Origin of the sequence: Corallococcus silvisoli (assembly GCF_009909145.1) — a bacterium.
Lineage (GTDB): Bacteria > Myxococcota > Myxococcia > Myxococcales > Myxococcaceae > Corallococcus > Corallococcus silvisoli.
The window spans coordinates 440,759-461,356 of the sequence record NZ_JAAAPJ010000005.1 but is presented as its reverse complement, the minus strand read 5'-3'; the positions used below and the strand labels follow the sequence as shown (position 1 = coordinate 461,356).

Below are 20,598 nucleotides of genomic sequence, written 5' to 3'. Positions count from 1 at the left end.
TGCTGCGTCAACGCCCTGTCCGGCCGCCGTCCCGTCGGGCAGGCGACCATGCACTCAATGGGAGGATGGGCCTGGCGGATCCTTTTCAAGCTGCTTCAAACGGCCCTCCATCTCACGGCGCCACAGGGCCTGCGTGCGCGCGTGTTCGCGCTGGTTCTCGATGACGACGGTGAGCGCGTCCAGGATGGCTTCGTTGAAGTGCACCTGGCGCCGAAGCACCTCGTTGATGAAGGGCTGGAACGCGCCCCGGAAGGAGCGCTTGGCGAAGACGAGCACGGGGCCCAGCACGGGGCGGTGCGACGTCGCGGGCTCCACGTAGCGCACGTCCGCCTTCGAGCGCGCCTCCAACAGCAGCGCCGGCCACTGGCCCGCGGAGGGCGCGCGCAGGGACGCGGCGAGCGTGCGCCGCAGCTGGTCGCGCGCGGCGGTGGACGGCTCGGGGAGGCGCTCGGTGGCGGCGGCCACGGCCTGGGCCGTGGGCTGGGCCGTGAGCAGATCATCGGCGTGCATGGCGGGCTCCTCGTTTCGATGACAGCGCCTGGACCAGCTGCTGGGCCACCGCGTCGATGTCCGCGCGGTCCAGCTCCAGGAGGCGAGGCCCCAGGTGTTGCCGGGCGGCCTCCGTGGAGGCCTCGTCGGACGCGGCGGCCGCGTCGCGCACGCCCCAGCTCCGGCGGCCCACGCCCGGCATCAGCGCCTGCGCCGCCGCGGTGTCCGTGCCCAGGAGCACCACCGTCGCGGGCGAGGCCCGCACCGCCGTCTCCAGCGACGACGAGCCCGGCAGCGGCTCCGGGGCGGGGCCCACGGGCTGGTCTGGCGTGAAGTGCCACACGGGCACGCCGTCCCGGGTCTGGGGCCCGAGCGAGAGGACGGGCGCCTCTCCGCGCCCCCGCAGGGCGAGCAGGCGCGAATCGGGCAGGCGCCGGTGCAGCTCGCGCGCGAGCCGCGACATGGGGGCCTCCGGCCGCGCGCAGAGGCCGGGACAGACGAGCTCGATGGCGGCCGTGGGGAGCGCCGCGGAGGTCGCTCCGGGCCCTCGACCCCCCAACCACCCCTGCAGGGCGGTGCGCACCTGCGCGGCCACGGCCTTCTGGGACAGGGCGGCGACGCGGGCGCGCTGCGCGTCGAGGACCTGGGCGCGCAGGCCGGGGTCTCGCTCCAGCACGGCGAGCAGCTGCGCCACGTCCACGGGCTCGCGCGAGAAGGTGGTGAGGCCCGCGCCGCCCAGGGTCTCCGGGACGGCGGCGGCGCCGTACGCGACGACGGGGACGTCTCGGTACATGGCCTCCAGGAGGGGCACGCCGAAGCCCTCGTGCCGGCTCATGGACAGGTAGGCGGTGGCGGAGGCGAAGCAGGCGGACAGCTGCGCGGCGTTCACGCGGCCCAGGAACTGGATGCGCTCCGGGCCGAGCAGGTCCTTGAGGCCGTGCAGGAAGCCGCCGTAGGGCGCGTCGCGGTGGATGTTGCCCGCGATCAGCAGGCGGCTCTTGGGTTGGTACAGGCGCTGGTAGGCGGTGAAGACACGCAGCACGTCGTCCACGTACTTGCTGGGCACCGCGCGGCCCACGAAGAGGATGTTGGAGCAGCCGTCGTCCAGCTCCGCCATCAGCGCCGGATCCGGCGGCGTGTCGAACGCATGCCAGTCGATGGCGAAGGGCAGCACGTCCACGCGCGGGTAGCCCGCGGCGACGAGCTCCTCCGCGCTGAAGCGCGAGTAGGCGAACGCGCCGTCCACGTGGGGGCGCAGGGCCAGCAGCTCCTGGCGGGCGGCGTCGCACGCGAGCACGGCCCCCCGGTCGAAGCCCTCGAAGAGGCGGGCGGGGGTGATGTTGTGGTAGACGAGCAGCTTGCGGCCGCGAGCGCGCGCGATGAGCGGCACCAGCTTCGATTCAAAGCTGTGGTGCACGAGCAGCACGGAGTCGCGCGTGGCCTCGCGCGGGTAGCTCTTCGCGGCGCGCACCTGGTCCCGGCAGGCGTCATCCCAGGCGTCCGCGTAGATTTCGGAGGTGTGTCCCCAGGAGCGCAGCAGGCTCTGGAGGTAGCGCACCTGGTTGCCAATCGCGTCGCCCCACGCCAGGCGGGTGACCAGCTGATGGATGTGCAAGGGTCCGCCCGGGCCGTGAGGTGGTCGCGGTGACACGCGCGCGTTCCCTTACAACCTGAGAGCCTGCCCTTACAAGCGGGCTCGACGTGCCTTGACGGAGGCACTTCCACACAGTAGCCAGTGCCGCCCACGCGTCCCCGAGGTTGGGTCCATGTCAACGAACGTCCTGGTCACGGGTGGGTGCGGCTTCATCGGGTCCAACCTGGTCCGCTTCCTGCTCCGAGAGCGGCCGGACTGGAAGGTCGTCAACCTGGACCTGCTCACCTACGCGGGCAACCTGGAGAACCTGGCGGGCCTGGAAGACGACGCCCGCCACGTCTTCGTCCACGGCGACGTGGGCGACCGGGCGTGCGTGGACCGGGTGCTCCAGGAGCACGCCATCGACGCCGTGCTCCACCTGGCCGCGGAGAGCCACGTGGACCGCTCCATCGAGGGCCCGGCGGTGTTCGTCACCACCAACGTGCTGGGCACGCAGCACCTGCTGGAGGCGTGCCGCGCGCGCGGCGTGCGCCGGTTCGTCCAGGTCTCCACGGACGAGGTGTACGGCTCGCTGGGGCCGTCCGGGGCGTTCACGGAGCGCTCGCCCCTGCAGCCCTCCAGTCCCTATTCGGCGTCCAAGACGGGCGCGGACCTGCTGGCGCTCGCGTATCACCACACGTACGGCATGGACGTGGTGGTGACGCGCTGCTCGAACAACTACGGGCGCTACCAGTTTCCGGAGAAGCTCATCCCTCGGATGGTGGTGAACGCGCTGAGGGACCAGCCGCTGCCCGTCTACGGGGATGGCCAGCACGTGCGCGACTGGCTGCACGTGGACGACCACTGCCTGGGGCTGCTGCGGGCGCTGGAGCGGGGGACGGCGGGGGAGGTCTACAACCTGGGCGGCGGCGCGGAGCGCAGGAACCTGGACCTGGTGAAGGGCATCCTCGCGGAGCTGGGCAAGCCGGAGTCCCTGCTCCAGTTCGTCACCGACCGGCTCGGGCATGACCGCCGGTATGCCATCGACCCGACGAAGAGCCGCCGCGAGCTGGGGTGGGCGCCCACGCATTCCTTCGAGCAGGGGCTGTCGGACACGGTGCGCTGGTACGTGGAGCACCCGGAGTGGTGGGGGCGCGTGCTGAGCCGCGAGTACCGGAACACCGTCGCGCTGGCGTCCCGGAGGCATGGAGCATGAGCCGCTTCGTCGTGACGGGAGCGAACGGGCTGGTGGGCCGCCGGGCGTGCGCGCTGCTGGCGGCGAAGGGCCACGCGGTGGTGGGACTGGGGCGGGGCCCGCGCCGGGTGGCGGGGGCGTTCGACTACGAGGCGCTGGACCTGACGCGCGAGGCGGACGTGGCGCCGGTGCTGTCCCGCCTGTCGCCGGAGGTCGTCTTGCACTGCGCGTCGATGACGGAGGTGGACGCCTGCGAGAAGGCGCCTGAAGCCGCCTACGCCGCGAACGTCACCGCCTCGGCGGCGGTGGCCCGGTGGGCGCACGGGGCCCGCGCGCACCTGGTGCACGTGTCCACGGACTATGTCTTCGACGGGGACGCGGGCCCCTACGGCGAGGACGCGGTGCCGAACCCGCGGGGGGTGTACGCGGTGACGAAGCACCTGGGCGAGCAGGCCGCGCGCGTGCTCGCGCCCGGGTGTGCGATTGCGCGGACCGCGGTGGTGTATGGCTGGCCTCCGGTGGAGGGGCGGCTCAACTTCGGCGCGTGGTTGGTGAAGACGTTGTCGGCGGGGCAACCAGTGAAGCTCTTCGAGGATCAAGTGGTGTCGCCGACCTTCGCGCAGAACGTGGCCGCGATGCTGGTGGAGCTGGGGGAGCGGCGGCTGGGTGGGACGTGGAACACCAGCGGCGCCACGGTGTTGGACCGCGTGGCCTTCGGGCGGGCGCTGTGCGAGGTGTTCGGCTTCGACGCGGGCCTGGTGGTCCCCACGCGGATGGCGGACCTGAAGCTGTCGGCGCCCCGACCGCTGCGCAGCGGGTTGCGGACGGACAAGGCGCGGGAGCAGTTGGCGGAGAAGCCGCTGGCCCTGGCGGAGTCCCTGAGGCGCTTCCACGCGAGCTGGCTCCAGGTCCAGGCCGGGGAGGCGGGATGAAGGGAATCATCCTCGCGGGAGGCTCGGGGACGCGCCTGTATCCGCTGACGCTCGTGGTGAGCAAGCAGCTGCTGCCCGTCTACGACAAGCCGATGATCTACTACCCGCTGACGACGCTGATGCTGGCGGGCATCCGGGAGGTGTTGATCATCTCCACGCCGCAGGACCTGCCGCGCTTCCGCGACCTGTTGGGCGACGGGGCGCAGTGGGGCATGTCCTTCCAGTACGCGGAGCAGCCTCGGCCGGAGGGACTGGCGCAGGCGTTCGTCATTGGCCGGGACTTCGTGGGCGGCGATTCGGTGTCGCTCATCCTGGGTGACAACATCTTCTACGGGGATGGCCTGAGCGAGCTGGTGCGGCGGGCGACGCGGCGCGTGTCCGGCGCGACGGTGTTTGGCTATCAGGTGAAGGATCCGCAGCGCTACGGCGTGGTGGAGCTGGCGCCGGGCAACCGGGCGGTGAGCATCGAGGAGAAGCCCGCGAAGCCCCGCTCCAACTACGCCGTCACCGGGCTGTACTTCTACGACAACCAGGTCCTGGACATCGCGGCGGGGCTCAAGCCCAGCAAGCGGGGCGAGCTGGAGATCACCGACGTCAACGCGGAGTACATGCGCCGCGACCAGCTCACCGTGGAGTTGATGGGCCGCGGCTATGCGTGGCTGGACACCGGGACGCATGAGTCGCTGATGCAGGCGTCGTCGTTCATCGAGATCATCGAGCGTCGCCAGGGCTTGAAGATCGCATGTCCGGAGGAGATCGCCTTCCGCATGGGCTACATCGACGAGGCGCGGCTGGAGGCGCTCGCGGCGCCCATGTTGAAGAACGAGTATGGCCAGTACCTGCTGGCGCTCCGCGCGAGCCGGGGAGGGGCGTCATGAAGGTGCAGGCCACGGAGCTTCCCGGGGTCCTCCTGCTGGAGCCCCGCGTCTTCGGGGACTCGCGAGGCTTCTTCGTGGAGACGTTCCATGCCCAGCGCTACACGGACGCGGGCATCCCCGGCCCGTTCGTGCAGGACAACCTGTCGAGGTCGGTGCGCGGGACGCTCCGGGGCCTGCACTTCCAGGAGCCGAACGGGCAGGGGAAGTTGGTGCAGGTGCTGGCGGGGGCGGTCTGGGACGTGGTGGTGGACGTGCGGAAGGGTTCGCCCACGTTCGGCCGGTGGATGGGGGCGGAGCTGTCGTCGGGGAACAAGTGGCAGCTGTGGATCCCCCCGGGCTTCGCGCATGGCTTCTGCGTGCTGAGCGACTCCGCGGACTTCTTCTACAAGTGCACGTCGCTGTACGCGCCGGAGTCCGAGCGGAGCGTGGCCTGGGATGATCCGGATCTGGCGATCCCCTGGCCCGTGAAGGAGCCGCTGTTGTCGGTGAAGGATCAGCGCGCGCCCCGGCTCAAGGACGCGCCGGTGTTGCCCGCCTACTGATTCGGGAGCGGCCGGGCGGGCGTGGACCGGGGGGCTTGCCTTCGCGTGCCCCCTGCGCGGTGAGCAGGCAGGGGGGCGGGCATCGCCCGTGGGGAGGAGGCCAGCCGGGGGATGGAATGCCCAATCTCTTCCGAGGAGGAGACGGCATGGTCTTGCCCGGCAGGGGAATGAGTTGGAAGGAGTTCTTCAAGTCCCTCAAGGATGAGTGGGCGCGGGACAACGTGGGCAACGTAGCGGGGGCGCTGACGTTCCAGGGCATCCTCGCGCTGTTCCCCTTCCTGCTGTTCCTGGTGTCCCTGGCGGGCCTGCTGATTGACCCGCATCAGGCGCAGCAGCTCATCCACGAGCTGTCGAAGGTGGCGCCGCAGGAGGTGACGAAGATTCTAGGCGAGCGCCTGGATGCGTTGGCGACGAGCAATCCCGTGGGGCTGCTGACCGTGGGTGGCGTGGGCGCGGTCTGGGCCGCGTCGGGCGGCGTGGTGGCGCTGATGGAGGCGCTCAACACGGTCTACGGCGTGGAGGAGAAGCGCCCGTTCTGGAAGAAGCGGGGCATCGCGCTCCTGACGACGTTGGGGACGGCGCTGACGGTGGTGCTGGCGGCCATCATCGCGGTCGTGACGCCGGCGGTGGCGAGCAGGCTGGGCGACCCCCTCCAGGGCATCGTGCTGTGGCTGCGCATGCCGGTGGCGGGCCTGCTGATGATGAGCCTGCTGGCGGTGCTGTACTACGTGCTGCCGGACGTGAAGCAGAAGTTCAAGTTCATCACGCCGGGCTCGGTGGTGGCGGTGCTCATCTGGGTCGCTGCGTCGTGGGCGTTCTCGCGGTACGTGGCGAACTTCGGCTCGTACGACGTGAACTACGGCGCGATCGGCGGCGTCATCGTGATGCTGCTGTGGATGTGGATCTCCTGCCAGGTCATCCTGCTGGGGGCGGAGATCAACGGCATCCTCGAGCACAAGTCGCCGGAGGGGAAGTCGCCGGGCCAGCGCGATCCGGATGCGCCGGGACCGAACGTGACGAAGACGGAGGCGGAGGAGCAGGGCGCGAACCTGCCCGGCGCCACGGACTTCCGGCCCACTTCACCCCAGCCGGCCTACGAGAGCCGCCCGGTGGCGCTGGGCAAGACGCCCCTGGCGGCGGCGGCGAAGTGGGCCGCGGGCGTGGGCCTGGGCGTGTTCCTGATGCGCCGCAAGTCCACGGCGCGGTAGCTATCGAGCCGAATAGGAATGGGTCAGGTCGATGACCAGACGTTCCACGGCTCTGGGGATGGCGATGTCGATCCGGCCCAGATTCAGGTCGGCGGGGGTGACCTGGTAATGAATGGTGCCGAACTCGTCATCGAAGATGAAGTCGTCGTTGTCGAAGATGGAGATCTCGATGGGGTAGCGGAGGAGGTTGGAGGTGATGACCTCGCAACTGCCCGTCCTCCATCGAGGCTCCCAGCTCTCACTCTCCTCGGTGCGGGTGCGCTCGGAGGTGGATGGGCAGCGCATCTCCACGACGACATCCGGCGGTGAGCCATCGGAGTCCCACGCCTCCCCATTCGCCGGGTCGACTTCCGCGATGACGGCCCAGCGGGGCTGCACGCGTGTCCTCATCACCCCCGCGAAGCACGCCTGTTGATCCAGCCGGCAGACACTGCCGTCCGCGCAGCGCTCACAGGCGCCGCCGTTGGGACCGCACTCGGAGTCGCCGCGGTAGACGACGCACTCGTTGTTCGCGGAGCAGCAGCCGTCCCCGCAGTTCTCCGGGGTGCAGTCGAAAGGACCGCAGGAGACGACGGCCAGCGCGCACGTCAGGGTCAGCAGCAGGAAGCAGGCGTTCTTCATGACGGCGGCGAACGCTAGCAGACGGGGCGCCTACTTCGGGGTGACGGCGCTCATGATGAACTGAGGCAGGAGCTCCTCCCGGAACTTCCGCCAGACGGCCGAATTGTTGTAGTTGCCTCCCGTGAACATCACGACGAGGTCGAGCTCGGGGATGACCATCACGAGCTGTCCTCCGTTCCCTCCGGCCTCGTATTCCGAGTACACGTGGTCACCCACGCGGAACTCGTGGCGCCACCAGGCGTAGCCATACGTTCGCCCGGGCTCCATCGTCGCGTGCTGGGCGGTGGAACGCTCCACCCAGCGCTGGCTCACGACGCGCCTTCCATTCCACGTTCCTCCGCCGAGGTAGAGCTGCCCGAGCTTCAGCGCGTCGCGTGGACGCATGGAGATGCCACCGCCCAGGTACTGCTCTGTGTCGGGCATCAGGTTGACGTGGTAGCCGCGCATCTGGAGCGGCCTGGCGACATGCTTCTCGAAGAACTCTGGAATCCACGTGCGGGTGGTGTTGCGGAGCACTCCGCCCAACAGGTTGATGTTCGCGGAGCAGTACACCGCCTTCTCACCGGGCTTGCGCACCATGGGGAGGTCCAGCGTGTATTTGTACCAATCCGGCACACTGTCATCGATCCGGTCCTCGTTTCCTGGAGAGGCCTGGTCGTTGTCGTCGCAGGCCAACCCCGTCGACATGGTCATCAGGTGCGCGACGGTGAGCTTGCGCTTGTTCGCGTCCAGGTTCGAAATCTTCCCCTTGTATTCAGGGAACAGCGAGACCACCGGAGTGTCCACGGTGAAGGGGGCGCCCTGATCCAACGCGATGCCTATCATCAGGGAGGCGTAGGTCTTCGACGCGGAGCGCAGGTCATGCGGGCGTTCCTTGTCGAAGCCCCGGAAATACTCCTCGACGACCAGCTTCCCGTGGCGCGCGATCAGCAGCCCCTGGATGGCGGGCGCCGGCTCCTGTCCTGGCTCCTGGTCGAGGATGCGCTGCACGAGCTGTTGGATGGGCTCGACCTGCATCCCGACGTCGGCGAGTGACGCCGTGGCCCAGCCATCCTCTTCACCCACGGGCTTCTGGTAGACGTAAGGGCCCGGGGCGGGCGTGCGCGCGTAAAGGCCCACGGCCTCGGACCGCGTCCGGCGCGTGAAGTCGAAGGTCGCGTCCAGGAACGGATGGACCAAGGACAAGCGTCCTGAGTCCGCATCGAACGTGCCTTCAAGCCGAGGGTTTCCGGCCACGGGGGTGAGTTGGACGGCGCCGTCCCGGAGCTGGACCTGGAACAGCATCCGGTTGCCGAAGTTCCGTTCAGGGTTGCGGATGAACGCGGCCACGGAGCCGTCGGGTTGCTTCTGAACCACCAGATACAGTGAGAAGCGATCCTCCAGGGGCGCCACCACCCCGCGCCAGACGCCGGTCTGGAGCGCGCGAAGCTCCACGGGCGTGGCGAACGCCATGCCGTTGCTCATGGTCCGCGGCTGGATCCAATGACCCGCGATGCTCGTGCCGTCCTCCGCCAGGGTCGCTCGCAGCTCGCCCTGACCATCGGGAAGGACGACGGAGACCTTCCGGCCGTCGACCCGGGCCGGGAGCTCGAATCCCGCGATGCGCGCGGACCAGGTGCTCTCGCGACGCACCAGGGTCAGCTCCCCACGGACCTGGGGCCCCATGACGCGTTCGCTGCCCCAGAGGCCCACGAGCTGCTCCGCGGGATCCTCCTGGAGGGGGACAGCGCCGACGTGAAGGGGAAGCAGCAGCAGGATGCCGAGGAGCCTGCGGGCGCCGAACAACGGAGAGGGGGGGATCGTCATGCCCATGTGTAGCGACACGGCCCCGCTCCGTTTCGATTGCACTCCCTACGATGTTTCAGGCGGCTCGATGAAGACGGACCGCCTCCCACGCCCGCTTTTGATCCGGTACAGTTCGTCGAAAATATGACAGACCTGCTCGATCCTGGTTCCCAGAGTTCCACGCCGGAGACCTTCGTCAGCGACTTCTCCGTTCCGGAGGGGCAGCTCACGTTCGATGCCGAAGGGCAGGAGACGAGGGGGGCCTACTTCAGCCGCAAGGCCCACTGTCCCGGAGGCGCTTCGGGGGTCACGATTGGCCGCGGCTACGACATGAGAGAGCGGACCCAGGAGTCCGTCGTCTCCGATCTGATCGCCGCGGGTGTGCCCCGGGGGGACGCCGAACTCCTCGCCCAGGGCGCGAAGCTGACCGGCAATGAGGCGGCCCACTTCATCGCCAGGGCTGATGTCAAAGTCATCCAGATTTCACCGATGGCGCAGAAGAAGCTGTTCAGCGCCGTGTATGGCCAATACGCCGCGGATGTGAAGCGCATCTCCAGCAAGTCAGACACGGTCGCCAAATATGGCAACGTCGACTGGGAGAACCTGGACCCCGCGATCAAGGACGTGGTCGTGGACCTGCGGTATCGAGGTGACTACACGCCCGCGACCCGCAGGGAGATTCAGGAGATCATCGCCCACAACGACCTCCAGGGCCTTTATGACGTGCTCTCCAACCAGGCCAAGATGACCGGCGAGTGGGGCGTTCCCCGGGATCGCTTCGAGCGGCGCCGGGACTACCTGGCGGCGGCATTGAAGGCGCATGGCAACGGTGAACACGTCGGTTGAGGCGGTGCACGCTCACGGCTTCTTGGGTGTCGTGGTGGGGGGAGCGGTCGGGGCGGGATCCACCAACTTGCCCCAGTCGATGTCCGAGTCGATGTCCGCCATCTTCCCGGTGATCCGTTGCGGCCGGGCCTCCTTTCGGAGGTCGCCAGGGTGGACAACGCCGAAGGGCAGCTTGATGGCCTCCGTCGCGTCGCGCGCCTTGAGCGCCTTGTCGCGGCTGGCGCGCAGCTCCACGTTCTTTCGCTGCACTCCGCGCGCCGCGTCGGCCCGATCCAGAAGGCGCTCCCGCCGCATCTTCAGCTCATCGCGTTCCGGGCCGTCCTTCAGCTTCGAGATCTCGCGCTGCACATCGGCGGCGGCGGCCTCGAGCTCGCGGACGAGCGTCGGGTCCTTCACCCGAGGGTCGCTCTCCACCGACTGGATCTCGGCCTCGGTATCGTGGAGATGCTTGGCCGCTGTCGCCGACGCGGCCTCTTTCTTGTCCTTTGCCGCCTGGTACGTTGGGTCCAGCTTTGCGTAGTAGGCGCGCATGTTCGCGTCGAACAGTCTGGCGTTGGCGCTCAGGGGGCGCAGCCGCTGGTAGAGGCGGACCAGCGCCTCCAGGTCGTCGCCCTGGTTCACGCCGCCGAGCACGGCGCGCTGTCCCGGATCCAGGTGGGTCCCCAGCGAGGCCATGAAGGACTGATTCTTGTCCCGGAGCCACGCGTGGAGCTTCTTCCGGTTCACCGGCCCCTTGAGCCTCTTCCCCTTGATGAAGTCCTCGTTGTCCTTCGCCAGTTTCGTTGCTGCCGCGCCAGTGGGGCCCGGCAGCATCCCGGCCGCGGTGGTAGCGGGCCCCGTGTCGGGTGTCACCCGCGAGACGTGCGTCACGGGTGTGACGAAGGGGGCCAGGTTGTTCGCGGGGTTGGGCACGAAGCGGTCGCCCAGGTTCGCCCGATGCTGCACGCCGCCGGTGTCGGGCCGCGGCTGGCTCCAGACGATGGCCACGCGGAAGCGGGCGCCGGGTGGCGTTTGGACGAGGTCTTTCCCCGTCTCCCAGTGAGAGAAGATGACGCTGTGCCCACCGCCTTCCGAGGCGTTGGCGTTGTAGATGTAGAGCCAATCTCCCGTTTGAAACTCATTGAATCTTTCGAAAGGAAGATGCGGTTGCCGGTAGAACCTCTCCCCTTTGCCGGGGGCCGCGGCCTCGGCCTTCTCCGACGCCTCCGCCTGCTTCGTTCCCGCGTGCAGCGGGCCCAGGCCGCAGGACGGCGGCTTCGCTGGAGCTGGCGACACCTCTTTGAGCGTCCCCTCCTGTCCGGTGCCGCAAGACGGGGGCGTCTCGACAACGCCCGGAGACTCATCGTCGGGGAGTTTCAGCTTCGAGACCCGCTTCGGGTTCGAGACGTCTATCTCCTTCCCCGTGGTGAACGCCGCGGCGCCCATGGGGTCGAAGGTCCCCATCACTCCCCCGGAGAAGCCGGCCCCGGGCGGTGTGGCGCCGGCGTAGTGGTGGACGATCTGCACCCAATGGAAGCAGTACTGCGCATGCACCCGCTGGTCGAACGAGCCGGGCCGGTAGACGCCGTTCGCGAGGATGTGGGCTGAGAGGAGGAGGCGCTGCTGCGCGGTGGTCTTCCCTTGGTCGGTGCCGTTGAACAGGCGGTCGGGGATGCGCCGGGCGAGGATGAAGTCCTGCAGCTTCTGGCGCTGGGTGTCCGTGAAGAGCGCCTGGAGCCTGGCGGGCGCCAGTGGGACCGGCGGCACGCCAAACACGTTCAGCACTCCCGCGAACTCCTTGTTGAAGAGGGGGGCGAACGCGTCCCAGACCGTCGTCCTTTGCAACGCCGGGTCGATGCGAGCCTCCAGCCGGGCGAGCTCATCGCGCAGGTGCTGCGTCGTCGCGTTGTCGGCCCCGGGACGCTGCCGCGCCAGCCAGCGGCGAATCCTCGCGATCTCGCTCTGGACTGCCCGCGGGTTTGAGTCATCGATGGAGCCTTTCAGTGACTGCGGAGCGTCCGTGCCGACGTCAAGGAGCGGCGTGTCCAATGGCTGTCGGTGGAGCGTGGTCGCGCCGCCCTGGAGGGTGTGCGCCAACTCGTGCGCCAGCAGCCGGTCTCCGGTGGCCGTCCCTGGCCCGTAGCGCCCGGCGGCGAAGACCACGTCGCTCCCAACGGCGTAGGCGTGCGCGCCCACCGCCAGGGCGCTCTCCGCGGCCCGCGCGTCGTCGTGCACGCGCACGGAGGAGAAGTCGGCGCCTCCGAAGCGCCCCTCCATCGCGGCCCGCGCGGCCGGCTCCAGCGGGCGCCCGGGCCGAGCGAGCACCTCGTGGACGACCGGCGGCGCGAGCGCGCGCGCCGTTCCCCCTCCGGCCTTCGCCCGGTGCGGCTCCGGGCCGATGGGCGCCGGTCGCGGCGCCCGCATGACCTTGTCGGCCACCGCGTCCGCCTCGCGCTCGAACGGATCCTCTGGGGAGCTGATCGTCAGCTTGCGCTGAGTCCGTGGCGGCATGATGGGGATGCTGGCGAAATCAAACCGGGAACCGGGCGCGACCGGCGGCGACAACTCGCCTCCCACGTCTGCGTCTGAAGCGGCGCGCCCGACGGCTGGGCGCTGTGATTCACGCTTCGGGGCAGGAGAGTGCTCCGAAGACGGACGCGGCTTCCGGTCGAACGCGAACATGGTGGAGGCCCCCCTCGTGAACGAGACCGCCGTTGAGCGGCGTCCGCGGAGTATAGGAGAGATGCGGGTCCTGGTGAGGGGGGGCGGGCGCAGGGAGGCAGAGGAAGGCCGCCGACGGGGCCGCGCAAGAGCTCGCCGTGCCCCGTCGTGACGAGCCGCCGTGATTCGTGAAACCTCCAGCCCACGCGCACGAAAACGCCGCCTCGCTTCCGGCGAACCGGAAGCGGGCGGCGCAGGCGCCACGGAAGTCCGTGAAACGGATTACCGGCGCTTGAGCGCGGCGTCCGAGTGCTTCTCCATGAACTCCGAGTAGGGACCGTTGAAGTCGAGCACGTCCTTGCCCGCCTCCAGGCTCCAGATGCGGGTCGCGACCTCGGAGATGAGCTCCTGGTCGTGCGTCACGACGATGACCGTGCCCTCGAACTTCGACAGGCCCTCCGCCAGCGCCGCGATGGACTCCAGGTCCAGGTGGTTCGTCGGCTCGTCGAGGATGAGCACGTTGTCCTGCATGATCATCAGCTTGGACAGCAGCACGCGCACCGTCTCACCACCGGAGAGCGTGTCCGTGTTCTTCATCCGCTCTTCGCCGGAGAAGAGCATCCGGCCCAGCACGCCGGAGATCTCCTCGTTGGTCAGCTTCTCGCTAATCTCCCGCAGGTAGCCGAAGCACGTCGTCCCCTTGTGGATGACGCCGTGGTGGTCCTGCGGCAGGTAGCCCACCGACGCCTGGTGGCCCCAGGTGATGGTGCCCGCGTCCGGCTCCAGCTGCCCCGCCAGCATCTTCACCAGCGTGGACTTGCCCACGCCGTTGCGGCCGATGACGCAGATGCGCTCGCCCTTGCAGACCAGCCCCGTGAACGGCTTGATGACCGGGACCCCGTCGAAGGACTTCTTCAGGCCCTCGAACATCAGCGTCTGACGGCCGCTGACCACCTTCTGGTCGAACCGGATGAACGGCCGCGCGATGTTCGAGCGCTTCAGGTCCTCCGTCTTCAGCTTGTCGATCTGCTTGATGCGGCTCTGCACCTGCGACGCGCGCGTACCCGCGTGGAAGCGCGCCACGAAGTCCTGCAGCTGGGCGATCTTCTTCTTCTTCTCCGCCGTCTCCGACTCCACCCGGGTCCGCAGCTGCGACTTCTGCCGGACCATGTCGTCGTAACCCCCCGTGTACTGGATGATGGTCTCGTAATCGATGTCCGCGATGTGCGTGCAGATGGAGTTCAGGAAGTGCCGGTCGTGGCTGATGGTGATCAGCACGCCCTCGTACACGTGGAGGAAGTTCTCCAGCCACCGGATGGAGTCGATGTCCAGGTTGTTCGTGGGCTCGTCGAGCAGCAGCCCCTCGGGCTTGCCGAACAGCGCCTGCGCGAGCAGCACGCGCAGCTTCAGGCCGCCCGTGAGCTGCCGCATCGGCCCTTCGTGGAAGCTCTCCTCGATGCCCAGACCCGCGAGCAGCGTGGCCGCGTCGCTCTCCGCCGAATAGCCGTCCTCTTCCGCGATGACGCCTTCCAGCTCACCCAGCCGGTTGCCGTCCTCCTCGGTGATGTCCGCCTTGGCGAGCAGCTTGTTCTTCTCGTCCATCGCCGCCCACAGGTGGCGGTTGCCCATCAGCACCACGTCCAGGACGCGGTCGTTCTCGTAGCGGAAGTGGTCCTGGCGCAGGATGCCCAGCTTGCGCGGGCGGATGATGTCGCCCATGTCCTGCTCCTCGTCACCCGCGAGGATCTTCATGAACGTGGACTTGCCGGCCCCGTTCGGACCGGTCAGGCCGTAGCGGCGGCCCGGCGAGAAGGCGACGTTGACCTCCTCGAAAAGCTTCTTGGGCCCATAGGCCTTGGAGACGTTGATGACGTTGAACATGGCGGCGGCTTGTAACGGAAATGGCGCGGCGACCCAAGACGCGCGGTGAATCGAGGCCCGGCAGCGTACCGGAGGACCCAATGTAACCGCCGGCCCGCCCCGGAAATGCCGGCTTCCCTCGCCCCCCGGTCCGTCCCCCATGTGCCCCAGGTAGGGAAAGTGGCGCCCCCGCCGGGCCGGGCCGGGAGGGGCGTCCCCCTGGAGGCCGGGCAGGCGTCCCCAGGAACCGGGTGCCTCCAGGCGGGCGGGCTGGGTATAAGGCCCGACAATGGCCGTCCGCTTTGAACTCCTGAACACCGACCCCACTGGCGCCCGTACGGGCATCCTGCACACCCGCAAGGGGTCCTTCCCCACGCCGATGTTCATGCCGGTGGCCACCCACGCCGGCTTCCGCCACCTCGCCATGGAGGAGGTGAAGGAGACGGGGGCCAAGGTCCTCCTCGCCAACACCTACCACCTGATGCTCCGGCCCGGCCCGGAGGTCTTCGAGCGCTTCGGCGGCATCCATCCGTTCATGGGGTGGGACGGCGCGGTGCTCACGGACTCGGGCGGGTTTCAGATCTTCTCCCTGCCGGAGGACCGGCTCATCACGGAGAAGGGCGCGCACTTCCGCAGCTTCTACGACAACAGCCGGCGCCTCCTGAGCCCCGAGTCGAGCATCGCCATGCAGCAGGCGATCAACTCCGAGATCATGATGGTGCTCGACGTGTGCATCGACTCGCGCACGGACGAAGCGGGCACCCGCGAGGCCATGGAGCGCACCCACCGCTGGGCCGTGCGCAGCCTCGCCGCGAAGGAGCAGCGCGCCACGGGGCAGGCGCTGTTCGGCATCGTCCAGGGCGGCGTCCACCCGGCGCTGCGCGACGAGAGCGCCGCGTTCCTCACGAAGCTGCCCTTCGACGGGTTCGCCATCGGCGGGCTGGCGGTGGGGGAGACGAAGGTCGAGCGCGACACGATGACCGAGCGCGCCACCGCGTCCCTGCCCAAGGACAAGCCGCGCTACCTGATGGGCGTGGGCACTCCCACGGACCTGCTGGAGGCGGTGCTGCGCGGCGTGGACATGTTCGACTGCATCATCCCCACCAAGATGGCGCAGCAGGGGTACGCGTACACGTTCCAGGGGCTCGTGCGCATCACGCGCACGGCATACCAGCTGGAGGACGGTCCGCTGGACCCGGAGTGCGACTGCTACGTGTGCAAGCGCTACTCGCGCGGCTACCTGCAGCACCTGATGCGCGGCAAGCACCACCTGGGCTCGCGCTTCCTGTCGGTGCACAACGTGCGGCACTACCAGAAGCTGATGGAGCGCATCCGCGAGGGCATCCTGCGCAATGGCTATGCGCAGACGTACCGCGAGCTGAAGGCCGCCGTCGCCACGCCCAAGGACCTGAAGGACGAGGCCGCCGCCAGCGCCGCCACGTTGAAGGAAGTGGGCTGAGCCTCGGGCCCGTGTCCCGTCGCCCGCCCTCCGGCCGGGGCGACGGGACGCGAGAGGCAACAGCGGTGCGGCGGGACGTGGCCGGTTAGCCTGCGAGGTCCGGGCGTGGCCCGGCTCACCGCCGCATGGACTCCCGCGTCGCCACCCTCCTGAGTCACGTCCGCGCCAACGCGGAGAACCGGCCCGGCGTGTACCGCATGCTCGGTCCCGCCGGAGAGCTGCTCTACGTGGGGAAGTCCGTGCGCGTGCGCACGCGGCTCCTGTCGTACTTCCGCGCGGAGGAGGGGGAGAAGGCCGCGGAGATCATCGCCCAGGCGCACCGGCTGGAGTGGGAGTACACGGCCAGCGAGTTCGCGGCGCTCCTTCGTGAGTTCCGGCTGATCAAGAGCCACCGGCCGCTCTACAACGTGGAGCACAAGCGCGACCGCGCGCACTGCTTCCTCCAGCTCACGCGGGAGGAGGTGCCCCGGCTGCGCGTGGTGGGACAGCCCGGCGGCGGGAGCGCGGAATACTTCGGGCCCTTCCACGGCCGGCACACCATGGAGGACGTGGTCCGCGCGGTGAACGACCTGCTGGAGCTGCGCGATTGCCCCGCGCGGACGCCCATGCGGCTGGCGGATCAGCTCCCGCTCTTCGCGCTGAAGGACGACCCGAGGTGCCTGCGCGGGCAGACGGCGCGATGTCTGTCGCCGTGCGCGGCAGGGTGCTCGCAGGTGGAGTATCTGGAGCGCGTCGCGCTGGCGCGGGCGTTCCTCAACGGAGAGTCGGACCGTCCGCTGGTCATCCTGCGCGAGCGGATGGCCCTGGCGGCGCGTCGCCTCCAGTTCGAGTACGCGGCGGAGCTGCGCGACCGCGCCGAGCGGCTGGAGAACGTGCGGGCGTGGATCGTCGAGCTGGGGCGCACGCTGCGGCGGCTCTCGTTGGTCTACACGGTGCGGGGGCACGGCGGAGCGGACCGGGCGTATGTGCTGCGGCGGGGACGCATCCGCGCGGAGGTGCCTGCGCCCCGGACGCCGCGGGCGCACGCGGACCTGGAGGCGCGGGTGCGGGACATCTTCTCGGTGCCGGAGCCGGAGGCGATTGGACTCCGCGCCCAGGAGGCGCAGGAGGTGATGCTCATCGCGAAGTGGTTCCGCCTGCATCCCGGTGAGCTGGAGTCCACCGTGCCCGCGCGGACGGGGGACGGGAGCGACGAGGCGCTGGCGGAGGCCCGGGATGCGCTGGCGCGCACGCTGGCGCGCACCGTGGCGGGGCCGGGGGCGGACGGGGCCGATGCCTCGGGCGGTGGTTTCAGCGCAGGTTCCGGATGATCCGGCAGGGATTGCCGGCCGCGAAGACATACGGCGGGATGTCCCTCGTCACCACGCTGCCCGCGCCGATGGTGGACCCTTCCCCGATGGAGACCCCCGGGCAGATGATGGTGCCGCCGCCCACCCAGACCTTGGAGCCGACGGTGATGGGGCGGCCCAGCTCCGGGCCCTGGATGCGTTCGTCCGGATCCAGCGGATGCGTGGCCGCGTAGAGCTGCACTCCGGGGCCGAGGGACACGTCATCTCCCATCGTCACCGTGTTGCAGTCGAGGATGACGCACTGGAAGTTCATGTAGACGCGCGCGCCCAGGCGGATGTGCTCGCCGTAGTCGCAGAAGAAGGGCGGTTCGATCCACGTCCCTTCGCCCGCCGCTCCCAGCAACTGGCCGAGCAGGCTCTCGCGTCGCGGCAGGTCCTCCTCGGTGGAGGCGTTGTAGGCGCGCAGGAGCTTGCGCGCGCGGGCCCGCTCGGCCACCAGCTGGGGATCCGCCGCGACGTACAGCTGGCCCGCGAGCATCTTCTCTTTTTCCGTCCGTGCCATGACGGGCAACGTAGTCACGCCCTCCGGCGCGATGCTGAACACCCCGAGGGAAGGAAGCCCTCGGGCGGGTGACACCGAACAGGCGGGCCAGCGAGGATGCGGGACATGAGGATCGAGCGGGTCGAGGAGACGCTGGAGCGCATCCGTCGTGAGGTCGCGCTGACGCCTGACGGCGTGCTGGCCTTCGACGGGGACGGCACGCTGTGGAGCGGGGATGTGGGCGATGACCTGTTCCTGGCCCTGCTGGAGCATGGCGGCGTGCGGCCCGAGGCCCGCCTGGAGATGGAGCGGTTGGGGGCTCGGCACGGCGTGGAGGGGCATCCGGACGCGGTGACGCTGGCGCGCGCGCTGTTCGCGGCGTTCGAGGCCGGGCGGCTCCCGGAGAAGGCCACCTACGAGATGATGGCGTGGATCTTCGCGGGCTGGCACGCGGAGGAGGTGCGCGGCTTCGCCCACGACGTGGTGTCACGCCGGGGCGTGGCCCAGCGCATCCATCCGGAAGCCCGCCGCGTGGTGGAGTGGGCGCGGGGGCAGGGGGTGGATTGCTACGTGGTCAGCGCGTCGCCTCGCGCGGTGGTGGAGGCCGCGGTGAAGGAGGTGGGCATCTCCTCGGAGTTCGTCCTGGCGTGCACGCCGAAGGAGGAGGCGGGACGGTTGCAGACGTCCGTCTTCGAGCCCGTGCCCTACGGCCCCGGAAAGGTGAACTGCTTGAGGCAGCGCACGGACCGGCCGCTCTGCGCCGCGTTCGGGGACAACGTGTTCGACCTGGATCTGCTCGCGGCGTCCCGCGTCCCGGTGGCCATCCGCCCCAAGGTCCGGCTGCGCGAGCGCGCGGCGGAGCTGCCTGGGCTGGTGCAACTGCACGCCGAAGAGGCTTGAGTCATCCGCGAACGGCTCCGCGGGGACCGGCCGCCGGGCGGGGACAGCGGCGTTCCGTGAGGGCCGGATGTGTCCGCGCGGCGCGGTCGCATCCGGTGGGTGCGGGATGCGACCGCTCGCCGCTTCGTGGAGGCCCACGAAGCGGCGTCACTCTGGCGCGACCTGGAGTCAGCTCCCCGACACGGGGACGAACTCCACGCGGCGGTTCGCGCTGCGGCCTTCCGGTGTTTCGTTGGACACGCGCGGACGGTCGGGGCCGTAGCCCTTCGCCTCCATCCGCGAGCCCGCGATGCCCTTCTTCATGAGATACGCGCGCACCCGGTCCGCGCGCTGCTGGCTCAGCGTGCGGTTCGCGTCCTCCGGACCGCTGTTGTCCGTGTGGCCTTCAATCCGGATCGCGAGCTGGGGATTCGCCTTCAGGTAGGCCGCGATGTCGTCCAGCTGCCGCTGCTCGTTCTCCTGGAACTCCGACTGGTTCACCGGGAACTGCACGATGTGCTCCAGCGGCGACTTCGTCTCCACCGGGGCGGGCTGCTCCTCGGGCGGCGGCTGGGGCTTGGGCTCCTCGGGCGGCTTCTGCTCCTTCACGGGGCAGCCGCGCTCCGCCGCGGGGCCGGCCTCGTGGGGGCACGCGTCCTCGTCGTCCGGAACGCCGTCCTGGTCCGCGTCCGGCGGCGGGCAGCCGTTGTAGCGGGCCGACCCTGCCTGCGACGCGCACTGGTCCAGCCGGTCCACCACGCCGTCCCCATCCGTGTCCTTGTCCGGGCAGCCGCCGTTGTCCACGGAGCCGGCCTCCAGCGGGCAGCGGTCCTGCCCGTTGGGCACCGAGTCCCCGTCGTCATCCAGGTTCGGGCACTGCGCCGGGGTGTGGCTGCGTCCATCCTGGCAGCGGTCCACCGGCTTGGGCTCGTTCGCGTACGCGATGCCCGCGGCCAGGCGGAACGACGGCGTGCCTGGGATGTCCGTGAAGCCGTGCCCCGCGAGCGCGAAGGCCTCGAAGCCGTAGGCCACCGGCAGCCGCAGGCCGCCCAACAGCTCCAACGCGACGTCGGACTGCACCAGCGACTCCGCGGCCTGGAGCACGACCTCGCCCCGCAGACCCTTGCCGCGCGTCGCCACCACCAGGCCCTGCTCCAGCTCCGTGCCGACATCGCGGCCCGGCTCGACTTCCCGCGAGCGGATCCGCACGCCCGCGCTGAGCCCCAGCGCCAGGGGGCCCACCTCGCGGCTCACCGCCACGCGAGGCGCGACCTGGAACCCGGCCCAGCCCTGCTGACGGCCGAACGCGTCCGCGGTGCCGCCGGGCAGCCCGATGTCCAGGCCCAGGCCCAGGAACACCGGCGCGCCTTCCTCACGCCGCAGCAGCTCGAAGCGCGCGCCCAGCTCGGGCGTTCCCAACCCGAAGGAGTCCGGCGCCGTCACGCCGACCAGCTGCTCCGCGCCATGACCTCCCTGGGAGATGATGACGGGCAGTCGCGCGGACAGCTCCAGGCGGTCCACCGGGGACCACGCCCCCGCGAGCCACCCCGACGTGCGGTAGTGCAGGATGGAGCGCTTGAGCCCATCACTGCCCTGGAGCAGGAGGATGCCGCGCTCGTAGTTGGCCATGAGGAGCAGGCGGTAGCCGCCCTCGGGGAGCACGCGGCCGGTGTCCACCAGCATGGAGTCCGTCGCCGCGGGCTGGAAGCGCAGGCGCTCCAGGTCCAGCGGGACGAGGGGACTGGCGACACTCTGTCCGAAGGCGGCGGGGGCGACGGCGGTGGCCAACAGCGCGGCCAGCGCCCAGCTCTGTGCCTGGGTACGCAAGGTGAGGTCCATTCGAGAGAAGAGGGAGCGCATG

17 protein-coding genes are annotated in these 20,598 nt (G+C 69.8%); 9 read left to right on the top strand and 8 right to left on the bottom strand.

The genetic code is table 11. The features are described from left to right. Positions 1–54 precede the first annotated feature (54 nt). The gene (locus tag GTY96_RS10850; RefSeq protein WP_186001879.1) at positions 55–510 is read right to left on the bottom strand and encodes a hypothetical protein; all 456 of its coding nucleotides are present in this window, start codon (positions 508–510) and stop codon (positions 55–57) included. After that, positions 497–2,104 carry a glycosyltransferase gene (locus GTY96_RS10845; RefSeq protein ID WP_235685521.1) on the bottom strand — a complete coding sequence of 536 codons (1,608 nt, stop codon included), beginning with the start codon at positions 2,102–2,104 and terminating at the stop codon, positions 497–499. The genes GTY96_RS10850 and GTY96_RS10845 overlap by 14 nt, the downstream gene beginning before the upstream one ends. A gap of 151 nt (positions 2,105–2,255) precedes the next feature. On the opposite strand from GTY96_RS10845, the gene rfbB reads away from it, so the two are divergent. The 5 genes from rfbB (at position 2,256) to GTY96_RS10820 (ending at position 6,817) form a co-directional block, all read left to right on the top strand. Beyond that, complete coding sequence (rfbB, locus tag GTY96_RS10840) at positions 2,256–3,278, top strand: dTDP-glucose 4,6-dehydratase (RefSeq protein ID WP_161664656.1); 1,023 nt, start codon at positions 2,256–2,258, stop codon at positions 3,276–3,278. Continuing rightward, positions 3,275–4,189 (top strand): SDR family oxidoreductase, encoded by a 915-nt coding sequence (locus GTY96_RS10835; protein WP_161664655.1) that lies wholly within the window; start codon positions 3,275–3,277, stop codon positions 4,187–4,189. The genes rfbB and GTY96_RS10835 overlap by 4 nt, the downstream gene beginning before the upstream one ends. Beyond that, the gene (gene rfbA / locus GTY96_RS10830; protein WP_161664654.1) at positions 4,186–5,067 is read left to right on the top strand and encodes a glucose-1-phosphate thymidylyltransferase RfbA; all 882 of its coding nucleotides are present in this window, start codon (positions 4,186–4,188) and stop codon (positions 5,065–5,067) included. Before GTY96_RS10835 ends, rfbA begins: the two co-directional genes overlap by 4 nt. Next, positions 5,064–5,609 (top strand): dTDP-4-dehydrorhamnose 3,5-epimerase, encoded by a 546-nt coding sequence (gene rfbC / locus GTY96_RS10825; RefSeq protein WP_143901060.1) that lies wholly within the window; start codon positions 5,064–5,066, stop codon positions 5,607–5,609. The genes rfbA and rfbC overlap by 4 nt, the downstream gene beginning before the upstream one ends. 146 nt (positions 5,610–5,755) lie before the next feature. Beyond that, a complete protein-coding gene (locus GTY96_RS10820) occupies positions 5,756–6,817 on the top strand; it encodes a YihY/virulence factor BrkB family protein (RefSeq protein ID WP_161664653.1) in 1,062 nt (353 codons plus the stop codon). Here the strand turns inward: GTY96_RS10820 and GTY96_RS10815 are convergent, their stop codons facing one another. Both GTY96_RS10815 and GTY96_RS10810 read right to left on the bottom strand, forming a co-directional pair. Next, complete coding sequence (locus GTY96_RS10815; RefSeq protein WP_161664652.1) at positions 6,818–7,438, bottom strand: hypothetical protein; 621 nt, start codon at positions 7,436–7,438, stop codon at positions 6,818–6,820. 30 nt (positions 7,439–7,468) lie between these two features. Then, the gene (locus GTY96_RS10810) at positions 7,469–9,244 is read right to left on the bottom strand and encodes a serine hydrolase domain-containing protein (RefSeq protein ID WP_143901054.1); all 1,776 of its coding nucleotides are present in this window, start codon (positions 9,242–9,244) and stop codon (positions 7,469–7,471) included. A gap of 123 nt (positions 9,245–9,367) precedes the next feature. Here GTY96_RS10810 and GTY96_RS10805 point away from each other — a divergent pair, with 123 nt between their 5' ends. Beyond that, on the top strand, positions 9,368–10,069 hold the full coding sequence (locus tag GTY96_RS10805; protein WP_161664651.1) for a lysozyme family protein: 702 nt from the start codon (positions 9,368–9,370) through the stop codon (positions 10,067–10,069). A 12-nt stretch (positions 10,070–10,081) separates the two neighbouring features. Here the strand turns inward: GTY96_RS10805 and GTY96_RS10800 are convergent, their stop codons facing one another. Both GTY96_RS10800 and GTY96_RS10795 read right to left on the bottom strand, forming a co-directional pair. Then, positions 10,082–12,559 carry an eCIS core domain-containing protein gene (locus tag GTY96_RS10800; RefSeq protein WP_201755971.1) on the bottom strand — a complete coding sequence of 826 codons (2,478 nt, stop codon included), beginning with the start codon at positions 12,557–12,559 and terminating at the stop codon, positions 10,082–10,084. Between the two features lie 432 nt (positions 12,560–12,991). After that, positions 12,992–14,590: an ABC-F family ATP-binding cassette domain-containing protein gene (locus GTY96_RS10795; protein WP_143901050.1), complete on the bottom strand. Its 1,599-nt coding sequence runs from the start codon at positions 14,588–14,590 to the stop codon at positions 12,992–12,994. 268 nt (positions 14,591–14,858) lie between these two features. On the opposite strand from GTY96_RS10795, the gene tgt reads away from it, so the two are divergent. Then, a complete protein-coding gene (gene tgt, locus GTY96_RS10790; protein WP_143901048.1) occupies positions 14,859–16,028 on the top strand; it encodes a tRNA guanosine(34) transglycosylase Tgt in 1,170 nt (389 codons plus the stop codon). 125 nt (positions 16,029–16,153) lie between these two features. Continuing rightward, complete coding sequence (locus tag GTY96_RS10785) at positions 16,154–17,338, top strand: excinuclease ABC subunit UvrC (protein ID WP_143901046.1); 1,185 nt, start codon at positions 16,154–16,156, stop codon at positions 17,336–17,338. Here the strand turns inward: GTY96_RS10785 and GTY96_RS10780 are convergent. Next, positions 17,319–17,879: a sugar O-acetyltransferase gene (locus tag GTY96_RS10780; RefSeq protein ID WP_143901045.1), complete on the bottom strand. Its 561-nt coding sequence runs from the start codon at positions 17,877–17,879 to the stop codon at positions 17,319–17,321. The genes GTY96_RS10785 and GTY96_RS10780 overlap by 20 nt on opposite strands. 105 nt (positions 17,880–17,984) lie before the next feature. On the opposite strand from GTY96_RS10780, the gene GTY96_RS10775 reads away from it, so the two are divergent. After that, positions 17,985–18,758: an HAD family hydrolase gene (locus GTY96_RS10775; RefSeq protein ID WP_161664650.1), complete on the top strand. Its 774-nt coding sequence runs from the start codon at positions 17,985–17,987 to the stop codon at positions 18,756–18,758. Between the two features lie 168 nt (positions 18,759–18,926). On the opposite strand, the gene GTY96_RS10770 is transcribed toward GTY96_RS10775, so the two are convergent. After that, entirely contained in the window at positions 18,927–20,597 is a 1,671-nt protein-coding gene (locus GTY96_RS10770) for an OmpA family protein (protein ID WP_161664649.1), read from the bottom strand. Position 20,598 lies beyond the last annotated feature (1 nt).